Source organism: Zoogloea sp. (assembly GCF_017302315.1).
GTDB lineage: Bacteria > Pseudomonadota > Gammaproteobacteria > Burkholderiales > Rhodocyclaceae > Zoogloea.
On record NZ_JAFLDT010000005.1, the window covers coordinates 75680 to 88370 of the forward strand.

Sequence of the window (12691 nt, forward strand, 5' to 3'; positions counted from 1 at the left end):
ATGAGCGTTCCCCCGTTCCACACCCTGCTGTCCCGTGCCGAAAGAGCCGGGCTTTATCACATGCCCTTTGCCGCCGATCTCGCGCTGGAAGAAGCTGCCGAAAGCCTCGAATACCCCCTCTACCGGGTGAATCTTGCTCAGGTCGCCGACAAGGAGGCCTTTCTGGACGCCGTTGGCAAGGCCCTGGATTTCCCCGACTGGTACGGGCACAACTGGGATGCCCTGGCCGACTGCCTGACAGATCTATCGTGGATGGCCGCAGACGGCTACGTGATCGTTCTTGAGCACAGCGACGCCTTTTCCCAGGCAGCCCCAGCCGACTTTGCCATGGCCCTGTCCGTCTTCCAGGATGCAGCCGATACGTGGCGTGAGGACGGCATTCCGTTCTGGACGCTGGTGGGGACAAGCGGTGACGGTATCGACTGGCTGCAGGACATGGAATGAGCCTGGCACCGAAACAGCCGGTATCGGCTCTGGTGGTCATTCATACGGCGGATCTCGACGTCCTCGTGATGGAGCGGGTTGGCGGCAGCGGACTGTGGCAATCCGTCACCGGCAGCCGTGAGGGCGACGAGCCGCTGGCCGCCACTGCCCTGCGCGAAGTGGCGGAGGAAACCGGGCTCACCGCCGCCCCCACCACGCTTGTTGACTGGAAACTCACCAACCGCTTCCCCATCCTGCCACGCTGGCGCGGCCGCTATGCCGCAGGCGTCACACACAACACCGAACACTTCTTCAGCCTGTGCCTGCCCGCCACGTTTACGCCAGTGCTGGCGCCGGACGAGCACGCCACCGCCTGCTGGCTTCCCTGGCAGGAGGCCGCCTCGCGGGTCTTCTCGTGGACCAACCGGGACGCCATCCGCCTCATCGCCCGCCGCTTCAACGCGGCGGGGCCAGCGACGCAGCAATCTTCTTCTTGAGGCAGTCGGGGCAGTAGCACTGCCCCACTGGCGCCTCCGGCACCGCCAGGACAGGCGGCAGGCTTGCGCACCAGCAAGCGGCCAGCCCTGCATCCATACCACAGGTAAATGCCGCACCGCAGGCCGGACAGATGTTTGTTGCCCTTGTCACCCTCTGTTCTTCCATGACCAGGTCTCGCATTTTTGGTGCCTGAGTGGGTGTAAAAAAATCTGCTACGCGGCCCGATCTCGCCCCTGCGATGCTCGCCTTTCCATTGTACGGCTGCGCTTCTCGGGGCGAACTCGAACCACTCGCTATGATTTCTTCACACCCTCCGAGTCTATTACAGCAAGGCACACAGCTTGAAACGTCTTTGCGCTTTTGGTTTGCATGCCCGGTCATTACAATCGCGCCTACACCTCAAACCCTTCTGCGCGACAGCCCACCATGAGCGACCCGATCGACACCGCCAATCTCTCCCCGGCCCAGAAGGCCGCCATCATCGCCGAGGCCCTGCCCTACATCCGGCGCTTCCAGGACAAGACCCTGGTCATCAAGTACGGCGGCAACGCCATGACCGACCCGCACCTGAAGGAGTGCTTCGCCCGTGACGTGGTGCTGCTGAAGCTGGTCGGCTTCAACCCTGTGGTCGTGCACGGTGGCGGTCCGCAGATCGAGACCATGCTGACCCGCGTCGGAAAGAAGGGCGAGTTCATCCAGGGCATGCGCGTCACCGATGCCGAGACCATGGAACTGGTCGAGATGGTGCTGGGCGGACAGGTGAACAAGGAGATCGTCAGCCTGATCAACCAGGCCGGCGGCAAGGCCGTAGGCCTCACCGGCAAGGACTCGGGCTTCATCCGTGCCACGAAATTGAAGATGGAGAACAAGGATGTGCCGGGTGACCTGATCGACATCGGCCAGGTGGGCGACATCACCCAGATCGATCCGAGCCTGATCTCCTTCCTCGACAAGGGCGACTTCATCCCCGTGATCGCGCCGATTGGCGTCGGTGAGCAAGGCGAGAGCTACAACATCAACGCCGACGTGGTCGCCGGCAAGCTGGCCGAGATCCTGAAGGCCGAGAAGCTGGTGCTGCTGACCAACACCCCTGGCGTTCTCGACAAGGCGGGCAAGCTGCTCACCGGCCTCACCCCACGCCAGATCGACGATCTGGTGGCCGACGGCACCCTGTCCGGCGGCATGCTGCCAAAGATTGGCTCAGCCCTCGACGCCGCCCGCAATGGCGTCAAGAGCGTGCACATCATCGACGGCCGCGTTGAGCACTGCCTGCTCCTCGAGATCCTCACCGACCACGGTGTCGGCACGATGATCAAGAGCAAGTAAGGTCACTGGAGAGGGGATAGCGCGACGCTTCCCCTCGCTTTCCTCCTTCGACAGCGATGCCCTAGCCGGCCCGGAACAAAAAGATACGGCAAGCCCGCTACAATGGGCGCCTTCCATCCTGGCAACCCTCCGCTGATGTTCTCGCGCATTCCTGTCCGTATCCTGGGCCTGACCCTCTTTGCCACCTGCGCCGCCCTGCTCGCCTTCGGCCTCTACCTGCAACACATCCAGGGCATCGAGCCCTGCCCCATGTGCATCATGCAGCGCTACGCCATGATGGTGTGCGGCGTGCTGGGCCTGATGACCGGGCTGCACAATCCGCGTGGCCGCGGGCTGCTGGTCTATGCCGCCCTGCTCGCGACATCAGCCCTTGCTGGTGCGGGCATTGCGGCCCGCCAGTCCTGGATGCAGTGGTATCCGCCCGCCGTATCGGAATGCGGTCCCGGGCTGGAATACATGCTTGAGAGCTTCCCCCTGTCATCGGCCCTGCCGATGATCTTCCGCGGTGCCGGCGACTGCTCGGCCATCGACTGGACATTGCTGGGGCTGACCATCGCCAATTGGTCCTTCCTGGTCTTCGTCAGCATCCTGCTCGGCCTGGGCGTTTTTTTGCTGCAACTCCACAAAGCTCGGCACTGAGACCCGCCCCAATCCGGGGCAATCCGCACCGTCACGGTGCATTTGGCGGGTGCATGACCTTCCTGAAGTACCGGTGAAGCCCTTCTCCGCTTGGCTTCCTGCAGACCGTTAAGCATGGCACAACGATTGCTTACAGAGCCTTGTCAAGTACGCGGTTTTAGCAAGCATGGGTTTGCTGTACCGCGCACAACCTGAAATTCAGGTGCTTGCGCGCTCCACCCCATGGAGCGACGTGGACGGGCCAACGGCGGCCTGAGCCACGATCAACGACGATCTCTCCTGCCCAAGGCTCACCGCCCGTTCCGGATGTTCCATGCAGCCGGCCGGGGAGAATCAATCGTCGGAGGATTCATGCGCAAACTCAAACTGGTCATGGTCGGAAATGGCATGGCAGGCGTCCGCACGCTGGAAGAACTGCGGAAGATCGCGCCGGACATGTACGACATCACGGTCTTTGGCGCCGAACCGCATCCCAACTACAACCGCATCCTGCTTTCCCCGGTGCTGGCCGGCGAGATGACCATTCAGGACATCATCCTGAACGACTTGCAGTGGTACGCCGACAACGGCATCACGCTGCATCTGGGCGCCCGCGTCACCGAAATCGACCGGCGCAACCGTTCGGTCATCGCCACCGACCGGAAGGGTGGGACCATCACCGTCGACTACGACCGCCTGCTGATGGCCACCGGCTCCACGCCCTTCATGCCCCCCTTCCCCGGCAGGGATCTGCCCGGCGTCATCTCCTACCGGGACATCAAGGACACCGACGAGATGATCGCCGCCGCCGCCACGTTCCCGCACGCGGTCGTGATCGGCGCGGGCCTGCTCGGCCTCGAAGCCGCCAACGGCCTGGCCCTGCGCGGCATGAAGGTCACCGTGGTACACAACTCCGAGTGGATCATGGAACGCCAGCTTGATCGTACCGCCGGCAAGATGCTGCAAGCGGAGCTGGAAAAGAAGGGGATGCGGTTCAGGATGAACGCCCAGACCGCCGAACTGGTGGCGGGGGCGTCGGGGCGGGTGGCCGCCGTGAAGTTCAAGGATGGTGACGCCATCCCCGCCGACCTGGTGTGCGTCGCCGCCGGCATCCGCCCCAACGTGGAACTGGCCGAGAAGGCGGGCATCCATTGCAACCGTGGCATCGTCGTCAACGACACCCTTCAGACCTACGACCCGCGGATCTATGCGGTGGGTGAATGCGCCAACCACCGGGGCACAGCCTACGGCCTGGTGGCCCCCCTGTTCGAGCAGGCCAAGGTATGCGCCAACCACCTGGCCGAGATGGGCATCAGCCGCTACCAGGGGTCGGTGACCAGTACCAAATTGAAAGTGACCGGTATCGACGTCTTTTCGGCGGGTGATTTCTCCGGTAGCGATGGCGCGGAGGACATCGTCCTTCACGATCCGGGCCTCGGCATCTACAAGCGCATTGTCCTGAAGGACGACAAGCTGGTGGGGGCGGTGCTCTACGGTGACACCAAGGACGGCGCCTGGTACTTCCAGCTCCTGAAAGACGAGCAGGACATCAGCGACATCCGCGACCACCTGGTCTTTGGCAACGCCCATCTGGGCGACGTGGGCCACAAAGGCGGCAACGTGGCGGCCGGCATGCCCGACAGCGCCGAGATCTGCGGTTGCAATGGCGTATGCAAGGGCACCATCGTCAAGGCCATCCAGGAGCATGGCCTGTTCAGCCTCGAAGACGTGCGCCGGCATACCAAGGCCTCCAGCTCCTGCGGCTCCTGCACCGGTCTGGTGGAGCAGATCCTCGCCTCGACCGTGGGCGGCGCCTATCAGCCCGCCGACTCCAACAACAGGGCCGTGTGTGGATGTACCGAACTCTCCCACGGTGAAGTGCGCAGGGCCATCCGCGAGCACAAGCTGCTGTCGGTGGCCGAGGCCCAGCGGCACCTGGGCTGGCGAACCCCCAACGGGTGCGCCACCTGCCGCCCGGCCCTCAACTACTACTGCCTCTCTACCTGGCCCCACGAGGCCACCGACGATCCCCAGAGCCGCTTCATCAACGAGCGCGCCCACGCCAATATCCAGAAGGACGGCACCTACTCGGTGGTTCCGCGGATGTGGGGTGGCCTCACCACGCCGGGTGAGCTGCGCGCCATTGCCGATGCCGCCGAGAAGTACAAGATCCCCACCGTGAAGGTCACCGGCGGCCAGCGCATCGACCTCTTGGGCGCAAGAAAGGAAGACTTGCCCGGCATCTGGTCCGACCTCGCCAGGGCGGGCCTGGTCTCGGGACATGCCTACGGCAAGAGCCTGCGCACGGTGAAGACCTGCGTCGGGGCTGAACACTGCCGCTTTGGCACCCAGCGCGCCATGGAACTGGGCGTGAAGCTGGAAAAGATGCTCTATGGCATGTGGAGCCCCCACAAGGTCAAGCTGGCCGTATCCGGCTGCCCGCGCAACTGTGCCGAATCCGGTATCAAGGACGTGGGGGTGATCGGCGTCGACTCGGGCTACGAGATCTATATCGGTGGCAATGGCGGCATCAAGACCGAGGTGGCCCAGTTCTTCGCCAAGGCGAAGGACGACGACGAAGTCATGGCGTACAGCGGCGCCTTCATCCAGCTCTATCGGGAAGAAGGTTTCTATCTGGAGCGCACCTGCCACTACCTGGAACGGGTGGGCATGGAACACGTCCGGCAGCGGGTGCTCGAGGATGCCGATTCGCGCCGCGCCCTGTACGAGAGACTCCTCTTCGCGCTGCAGGACTACACCGACCCCTGGGCCGAGATCTGCGAAGACCCGTCCGGAGGCCCCCGCAAGCGCGAGTTCGAGATCATCAAGGTTCAGGAGCGCGAAATATGACACGCTGGACCAGAATCTGCGCCCTCACCGACATCCCGTCACTGGGCTCACGGGTGGTGGAGAGTACCGGCGAAGGACGCATCGCCGTGTTCCGCAGCTCGGCCGATCAGGTCTTCGCCCTGCACGACCGATGCCCCCACAAGGCCGGCCCCCTGTCCCAGGGGATCGTCCATGGCACCACCGTCACCTGCCCCCTGCATGGCTGGAAGATCCGGTTTGAGGACGGTCAGGTCGTGGCGCCCGACGTGGGCTGTGCCAAACCCTACCCGGTGAAGGTGGAAGGCGGCGACGTCTTCCTCCAGATCTGAGTTCCGGCCGGACAAGGTCCGGCCTCTCCCCCCCTCGCCACCACACCGGCCCATCGGTCCGGCGGGGCAACTCGCACAAAAAAACAGGGCGCCCGCCGTCGCCCGACGAAAAAACCATCAACCTGTAACACGTCTGAAAGCCAATCATCATGGATAAAAAATCCTTCCTGAAGGCCGGGCACACCCCGACCCTCCTCGCCGCCTTCCTCTACTTCGACCTGGCCTTCATGGTGTGGGTCCTGCTTGGCCCCCTGGGGGTCCAGATTGCCAATGACCTGGGCCTGACCCACGCTCAGAAGGGCCTGATGGTGGCCACACCGGTACTGGCTGGCGCCCTCCTGCGCATGGTCATGGGCGTGCTGGTGGACCACCTCAAGCCCAAGATGGCCGGCGCCATCGGCCAGGTCATCGTCATCGTGGCCTTGTTCGTGGCCTGGCAGTTCGGCATCCACAGCTACGAACAGACCCTGATCCTGGGGCTCTTCCTCGGCGTCGCCGGGGCGTCCTTCGCGGTGGCCCTGCCCCTGGCCTCCCGCTGGTATCCGCCGGAGCACCAGGGAACCGCCCTCGGCATCGCCGGCGCCGGCAACTCCGGCACCGCGCTGGCTGCCCTCTTCGGCCCCGGTCTGGCCGCCGCCTTCGGCTGGGTCAATGTCTTTGGCCTGGCCCTGATCCCGCTCACCATCGTGTTCGTGGTCTATCTGGTCCTCGCCAAGGATGCCCCCGAATGCCCGCCCGCCAAGTCCTTCGCCGAATACCTGAAGGTGCTCAAGGACAAGGATGCCTGGTGGTTCATGTTCTTCTACTCGGTCACCTTCGGCGGTTTCGTCGGGCTGGCCTCGTCACTCACCATCTACTTCAACACCCAATACGGACTTGATCCGAAGATGGCCGGCTTCTTCACCGCCGCCTGCGTCTTTGCCGGCAGCCTGGTGCGCCCCATCGGCGGCAACGTCGCCGACCGTATCGGCGGGATCAAGAGCCTCACGGTGATGTACGTCTTCGCCGCCATCTTCCTGACCATCGTGAGCTTCGGCCTGCCCCAGGCCTGGATGGCCCTGGCCGTGTTCGTCTGTGCGATGCTGTCCCTGGGCATGGGTAACGGCGCCGTCTTCCAGCTGGTTCCCCAGCGCTTCCGCAAGGAAATCGGCGTGATGACCGGCCTGGTGGGCATGGCCGGCGGCGTCGGCGGGTTTTACCTCGCCTCCAGCCTGGGCTACAGTCGCCAGATGACCGGCAGCTACCAGGCGGGATTCCTGATCTTTGCCGCCCTGGCGATCGCTGCGCTCATCGGCCTCACCGCCGTCAAGGGCCGCTGGCGCACCACCTGGGGTGCCCCCCACCTGACCAACGCCAGAATCTGACCCCGCCATGCCCGCTCTTCAGATCACCCTCGGCTACGCTTCGCTGACCGGCCCCCGCCCTCGCAACGAAGACTTCTGCGGCGCGGTCACGCCCGAGGGGGCGGAGCTGGAGAGCAAGGGCATCCTGGCAGCAGTGGCAGACGGCGTCGGTGGCCACGCCAACGGACGCGAGGCTGCCGAGTACACCGTTCGCGGCCTGCTGTCCGACTACTACGCCACCCCGGACACCTGGGCCGTCAACAAGTCCCTCGACACCGTACTCGACGCCCTCAACCGCTGGCTGGTATCCCACGCGGCGCGCAACCGGGAAACCGCCGGGATGGCCACGACACTGTCGGCCATCGTGCTGCGCGGACGCCGCTTCTACCTCGCCCACGTGGGCGATTCGCGCATCTACCGGCTGCGCGGCGAACGCCTGGAGCAGCTCAGTACCGACCACGTGTGGGAGCACCCGGAACTCGACAACGTCTTGTCCCGGGCCGTGGGGCTGGACGCCCATCTTTCGGTGGACTATGCCGACGGCGAGCTGGAGGCCGGCGACGTGTTTGCACTGATGAGCGACGGCGTATGGAGCCCCCTCGGCGAGAAACGCATTGCCGCCATCCTGCGCACCGAAGCCGACCCGCAGGTAGCCGCCTCCCGCCTCGCCATGGGCGCCGAAGATGGTGGCAGCCAGGACAATTGCACGGCGCTGGTGCTGCGCGTCGATGACCTGCCCCCCGACCGCCTGCGCGACAACATCGCCCGCCTGCACCGCCTGCCTCTGCCGCCGCGTCTGAAGCCCGGGCAGGAACTCGACGGCCTCATCATTGATGCCCTCCTCCATGAGTCCATTGCCACCCTGCTCTACCGGGTACGCGATGCTCAGGGTCAGGCCCGCGTCCTCAAGACCTTGCGCCCCGAACACGGCGATACCGAATCCGCGGCAGCCCTGGCCCACGAGGAGTGGCTGGCCCGGCGGGTGAACGACGCCTGGTTTCCCCAGGTCATCCCCCACGCCGAGCGCAGCCACCTTTACTATCTGATGAGCTGGCACGAAGGCGCCACCCTGCGGGCACGACTCGACAACGGACACCGCTTCGGCTGCGGCGAGACGGCCGAACTCGGTAGCCGCATCCTCAAGGGCCTTGCCGGGCTGCACCGTCTTTCCATCGTTCATCGGGACATCAAGCCCGACAACCTTCATCTGGACACAGAAGGTCGCCTGCGCATCCTCGACCTGGGCGTCGCCGCTTCGGACGCCTCCGGCGACGGACAGAAATTCGGTGAAATCAACAACCCCGGCACCCCGAGCTACATGGCCCCGGAGCTCTTCGGCCCGCGCAGCGAAGGTGCCAATGAGCAGACCGACCTCTACGCCGTCGGCGTCACCCTCTATCAGTTGCTGACCCGCAAGTTCCCCTACGGCGAGATCGAGCCATTCCAGACACCGCGCTTCGGTGACCCGGCCCCCCCGACCCGCTATCGTCCGGACATCCCGGATTGGCTCGAAGCCGTCCTCCTGAAGGCCGTCGCCCGCGAACCGAAGGCCCGCTTCGAAACAGCCGAGGAGTTTCTCCTTGCCATCGAACGGGGCGCCCACCGCCCCCTCGTCGTCGCCCGCAAATCACCCCTGCTGTCCCGTGACCCCCAACTCGGGCTAAGGCTGATGGTGGCTGCGTCTGTAACACTCAATATCTTTCTGATCTACCTGTTGCTGGTACGCTAGGGACCGACAGAACCCCCGCCTTGACGGACAAACAGACACCTCCGCTGAAGCAGCGCACTCACCGGTGCCCTCCGTGCCCAAACCCGCCCCCCCACATGGCACAGTGACCCTGCTGGACGAAGAAGCCGGCACGCAGATGCTCAGTTTTTTCAGTGCAACGGTCGTGCTTCTGCTGGGTACCTCCGTCAGCCTGGCCTATCTGTTGGACGCGCCCTCCAGTCTCCCGCTTCGCCCCGCCGTGCTGATCTGCGCACTTGCGCTGGCCACGCTGATCGGGATTCGGAAGGGTCACGCCCGGATTGCCGGCCAGATACTGATCTGGGGGAGCTGGGCGATCATCCTGGCGTCCGCCCCATTCGGCAGCGGCAATCGCAGTATCGGCGTCGTAGGCATTTCCCTGCTGATCTTCATGCAGGGCTGGCTCAAGGGGCCACGCCACGCCATCGGGATGACCATCGCCACCGTCGCCGCACTGCTCGGCATCTCTCTGGCCGAACACTACAACTGGATCACCCAGGCGGGTCCGGTCCCACCCTTGTTGCGCTGGTTGATGCTGTGCGCCGTCTTTTGCATCATGGGCTTTTTCACGGTCCTGTCCTACCGCCTGCATCTGCAGCGCTATTCCGAACAAGCCCGCCTCGCCACCACCCTGGCCCTCGTCACAGAACACAGCCCCATCATGCTCGCAGCCGTGGATGCGGAGGGGCGCTACCGTTACGTCAACAACAACTACGCGCACTTCCACGGCAAGTCGACCGACGAGCTGATTGGCAACCCGGTTGTCGATACGGTGGGCGCCGACACCCTACGTCAGATCCGTCAGACCCTGCTCAAGAATGACGGCAGAGGCACCTACCGCAGCCGGCACCAGGATCCGGTAAGTGGCATCGAACGCTGGCTTGAAACCAGCGTACAGCAAGCCCGCACCAACGGTGGAGAAGAGGACGGCTTCTATGCCATCCTGCGTGACATCACCGACGAGGTTCGCTCGGCAGAACGGGCCAACTTCCTCGCCTACCACGACTCCCTGACCGGCCTGCCGAACCGGGCATTGATGCTCGACCGCCTGCGCCAGGCCATCCTCCGGGGCGAACGGGAAGATAGTCTGCTTGTGGTGTGCTATCTGGATCTGGATGGTTTCAAGCGCCTCAATGACACCTGGGGACATTCCACCGGTGACAGCGTGCTCATCCAGCTCGCCGGCCGCCTCCAGGACTGTGTTCGCGGCACCGACACGGTCGCCCGCCTGGGTGGGGACGAGTTCGTCGTGCTGCTGGGCGGCATCGAGAATCGCGAGGAGATACCCGCCACGGTTGCGCGCCTGCTCAAAGCCGTGGAGTGTCCGATCCCCATCTCCGAGAGCAGTAGCATCGCCATATCTGCCTGCATCGGCGTATCCGTGTGCCCACTGAACGGAGAGGAGCCGGACGTCCTCCTGCGCAATGCAGACCAGGCGATGCTGATTGCCAAGCAGTCGGGCCGCGGCCGCTGCAGCCTCTTCGACACCGAGCTCGAAGGCCGCGCACGCGCTCTGTACCAGACCACCGCCAATGTCGAAAGGGGCCTCGCGGAAGGTGAGTTTGTCCTCTTCTATCAACCCCGGGTAAACATGCGCCTGGGCACGGTGGTCGGCGTCGAAGCCCTGATCCGCTGGGCCCATCCGGAGGAAGGGCTGATTCTGCCGGTCAGCTTCCTGCCCTATGTGGAGGGCAGCGAGGTGGCCGTCCGGCTCGGCCGGTGGGTGCTCGCCGAAGCCCTGTCCCAGATGCAGCGCTGGTCAGCGGTCGGCTTGCACCTCCCGATCAGCGTCAACATCTCAAGCCACCATCTGAAAGCCCCGGGCTTTGGCGAGCACCTGGCCAAGCTCCTGAAAGCCCATCCCGGCATGCCCGCGGAAAGCCTGGAGATCGAAATCCTGGAAACCGCTGCCATGGAGGACGTGGAAAAGGTCGCCCGGATCATCCGCGACAGTGCATCCCTTGGCGTGAGCTTCACCCTCGATGACTTCGGCACCGGCCATTCCTCCCTGACCTACGTTCGGCGACTACCCGCACGGACGCTCAAGATCGACAAATCCTTCGTGCGAAACATCCTGGAAGATCCGGAGGATCTGGCCATCGCAAAGGGTGTGGTGGCCCTTGCCCGCAGCTTCAGTCGGGAGGTTGTCGCCGAAGGCATGGAAACCATCGAACACGGGGTGGCGCTGCTCAGCATCGGCTGTGAGCATGCCCAGGGATACGGCATTGCCCACCCCATGCCTGCCGAGGCCGTACCTGCCTGGATCGCCCAATGGAAACGCCCCGCCGGCTGGGGGGACGCACCCCGCCCCGCCACCTGAAGACAGAACGCAGATGCCCGGCGGGAGGGACATGACACGGTCGGCCTTTGGATGAACGGGAACCCGCTTTACAATAGCGGGCTTTCCGGCACGTCTGGCCGGAAAGCCCTGAACATCAAAGGAACACCATGGCTCTCCAATGCGGCATCGTCGGCCTGCCCAACGTCGGCAAATCGACCCTCTTCAATGCCCTCACCAAGGCCGGCATCGCCGCCGAGAACTACCCCTTCTGCACCATCGAGCCCAACGTCGGCATCGTCGAAGTGCCCGATCCGCGCCTTGATGCCCTGTCGGCGATCGTCAATCCGCAGAAGATCCAGCCGGCCATCGTCGAATTCGTGGACATCGCTGGCCTGGTCGCCGGGGCCTCCAAGGGTGAAGGCCTGGGCAACCAGTTCCTGGCCAACATCCGCGAGACCGACGCCATCGTCAATGTGGTGCGCTGCTTCGAAGACGAAAACGTGATCCACGTGAACGGCAAGGTCGATCCCTTGGCCGACATCGAGACCATCGTCACCGAGCTCGCCCTGGCCGACATGGCCGCCGTCGAGAAGGCCATCCACCGGGAAAACAAGAAGGCCCGCTCCGGCGACAAGGATGCCCAGAAGCTCGTCGCCATCCTCGAAAAGCTGCTGCCCCACCTCAACGAGGGTCAGCCAGCGCGCACGATGAAGCTCAGCGACGACGAGAAGCTGATCCTCAAGCCCCTTTGCCTGATGACCCTCAAGCCCGCCATGTACGTGGGCAATGTCACCGAAGACGGCTTTGACAACAACCCCTACCTGGACCGCCTGCGCGAGCACGCCGCCAAGGAAGGCGCCCCCGTCGTCGCCCTGTGCGCCAAGATCGAAGCCGAACTGGCCGACCTGGACGACGAAGACAAGATGGCCTTCCTGGCCGACCTGGGCCTCGAAGAGCCCGGCCTCAACCGCCTGATCCGCGCCGGCTACCAGCTCCTGGGCCTGCAGACCTACTTCACCGCCGGAGTGAAGGAAGTACGCGCCTGGACCATCCACGTGGGCGACACCGCCCCGCAAGCCGCCGGCGTCATCCACACCGACTTCGAACGCGGCTTCATCCGCGCCCAGACCATCGCCTTTGAAGACTTCATCAAGTACAAGGGCGAAGCCGGCGCCAAGGAAGCCGGCAAAATGCGCTCCGAAGGCAAGGAATACGTGGTGAAGGATGGCGACGTGCTGAACTTCCTGTTCAACGTCTGAGTTCCGGAGCAGCGTTCACGAAAATGGGGCGCCCCAAC

At 64.3% G+C, this 12691-nt stretch carries 11 protein-coding genes; 10 read left to right on the top strand and 1 reads right to left on the bottom strand.

Annotated elements, in window-relative coordinates:
• Nucleotides 1-444: a barstar family protein gene (locus tag J0L98_RS03220; protein WP_296410042.1), complete on the top strand. Its 444-nt coding sequence runs from the start codon at nt 1-3 to the stop codon at nt 442-444.
• A complete protein-coding gene (nudB, locus tag J0L98_RS03225) occupies nt 441-920 on the top strand; it encodes a dihydroneopterin triphosphate diphosphatase (RefSeq protein WP_296410043.1) in 480 nt (159 codons plus the stop codon). The genes J0L98_RS03220 and nudB overlap by 4 nt, the downstream gene beginning before the upstream one ends.
• On the opposite strand, the gene J0L98_RS21560 is transcribed toward nudB, so the two are convergent.
• Entirely contained in the window at nt 880-1302 is a 423-nt protein-coding gene (locus tag J0L98_RS21560) for a cysteine-rich CWC family protein (protein WP_365954126.1), read from the bottom strand. The two genes, nudB and J0L98_RS21560, sit on opposite strands and share 41 nt — an antisense overlap.
• A gap of 45 nt (nt 1303-1347) precedes the next feature.
• On the opposite strand from J0L98_RS21560, the gene argB reads away from it, so the two are divergent.
• The 8 genes from argB (at nt 1348) to ychF (ending at nt 12653) form a co-directional block, all read left to right on the top strand.
• Complete coding sequence (gene argB, locus J0L98_RS03235) at nt 1348-2247, top strand: acetylglutamate kinase (RefSeq protein ID WP_296410044.1); 900 nt, start codon at nt 1348-1350, stop codon at nt 2245-2247.
• A 135-nt stretch (nt 2248-2382) separates the two neighbouring features.
• Nucleotides 2383-2886, top strand: a complete 504-nt coding sequence (locus J0L98_RS03240) for a disulfide bond formation protein B (RefSeq protein ID WP_296410045.1) — start codon at nt 2383-2385, stop codon at nt 2884-2886.
• A gap of 351 nt (nt 2887-3237) precedes the next feature.
• Complete coding sequence (gene nirB, locus J0L98_RS03245) at nt 3238-5715, top strand: nitrite reductase large subunit NirB (RefSeq protein ID WP_296410047.1); 2478 nt, start codon at nt 3238-3240, stop codon at nt 5713-5715.
• The gene (nirD, locus tag J0L98_RS03250; RefSeq protein ID WP_296410048.1) at nt 5712-6023 is read left to right on the top strand and encodes a nitrite reductase small subunit NirD; all 312 of its coding nucleotides are present in this window, start codon (nt 5712-5714) and stop codon (nt 6021-6023) included. Before nirB ends, nirD begins: the two co-directional genes overlap by 4 nt.
• Nucleotides 6024-6172: 149 nt before the next feature.
• On the top strand, nt 6173-7387 hold the full coding sequence (locus J0L98_RS03255) for a nitrate/nitrite transporter (protein WP_296401712.1): 1215 nt from the start codon (nt 6173-6175) through the stop codon (nt 7385-7387).
• Between the two features lie 7 nt (nt 7388-7394).
• The gene (locus J0L98_RS03260; RefSeq protein WP_296410049.1) at nt 7395-9095 is read left to right on the top strand and encodes a bifunctional protein-serine/threonine kinase/phosphatase; all 1701 of its coding nucleotides are present in this window, start codon (nt 7395-7397) and stop codon (nt 9093-9095) included.
• Nucleotides 9096-9168: 73 nt separating this feature from the next.
• Nucleotides 9169-11433: an EAL domain-containing protein gene (locus J0L98_RS03265; protein WP_296410050.1), complete on the top strand. Its 2265-nt coding sequence runs from the start codon at nt 9169-9171 to the stop codon at nt 11431-11433.
• 128 nt (nt 11434-11561) lie between these two features.
• Nucleotides 11562-12653, top strand: a complete 1092-nt coding sequence (ychF, locus tag J0L98_RS03270; protein ID WP_296401715.1) for a redox-regulated ATPase YchF — start codon at nt 11562-11564, stop codon at nt 12651-12653.
• Nucleotides 12654-12691 lie beyond the last annotated feature (38 nt).